Annotated in this window: 2 protein-coding genes; one reads left to right on the top strand and one right to left on the bottom strand. The window is 63.7% G+C overall.

Translation table 11 applies throughout. The features are described from left to right. On the bottom strand, positions 1-133 hold a 133-nt coding region (locus tag AACY52_RS32490; RefSeq protein ID WP_370468077.1), incomplete at its 3' end, for a hypothetical protein. A 73-nt stretch (positions 134-206) separates the two neighbouring features. Between AACY52_RS32490 and AACY52_RS30465 the strand changes: the two genes are divergently transcribed. After that, positions 207-487 (top strand): cation:dicarboxylate symporter family transporter (locus tag AACY52_RS30465; RefSeq protein ID WP_339561407.1); only part of this gene is annotated, 281 nt, incomplete at its 3' end.

Below are 487 nucleotides of genomic sequence, written 5' to 3'. Positions count from 1 at the left end.
CGCGGTGCTTGTGGTCGCCGCGGCGGAAGTGCGCGCCCGCCGCCATGCCGACCTGCATTGCCATCGCCGCGGTCATCGGGGCTTTGTTGGTCAGGCCACGAATCCCATCGGTGCCGAAATATTTTCTTGCCATCAGCCCTCATCCATTGGGTTATGCCCGTATCTTCAGAGGTGCGTGATAGCGCCGCTTACGGATAAGGGCGAGTATGTCTGCAACGTTGAATAGCCCGTCGACACGGATCCTCGTGTCGCTGGGCGCTGGATTACTCCTTGGCATTGCTTTTGCCACCTGGCTGCCAGGCGCGGTGCCCGGAGCGACCGCAGTGGCGCAACCGATCGGCTCGGCCTGGCTCAACGCGCTGCAAATGACGGTGATTCCGCTGGTGTTCTCGCTGCTCGTCACCGGCATTGCGTCGACCGCCGAGGCGGCACGCAGCGGCGCAGTCGCGGCGCGCGCGATCAGCATCATTCTGGTGGTGATGGTCAG

The sequence above is a fragment of the Pseudomonas sp. EA_65y_Pfl1_P113 genome, assembly GCF_963970525.1.
Lineage (GTDB): Bacteria > Pseudomonadota > Gammaproteobacteria > Pseudomonadales > Pseudomonadaceae > Aquipseudomonas > Aquipseudomonas tritici.
Note: the sequence above shows the minus strand (reverse complement) of the source record. Positions and strands in the feature narration are given on the sequence as shown.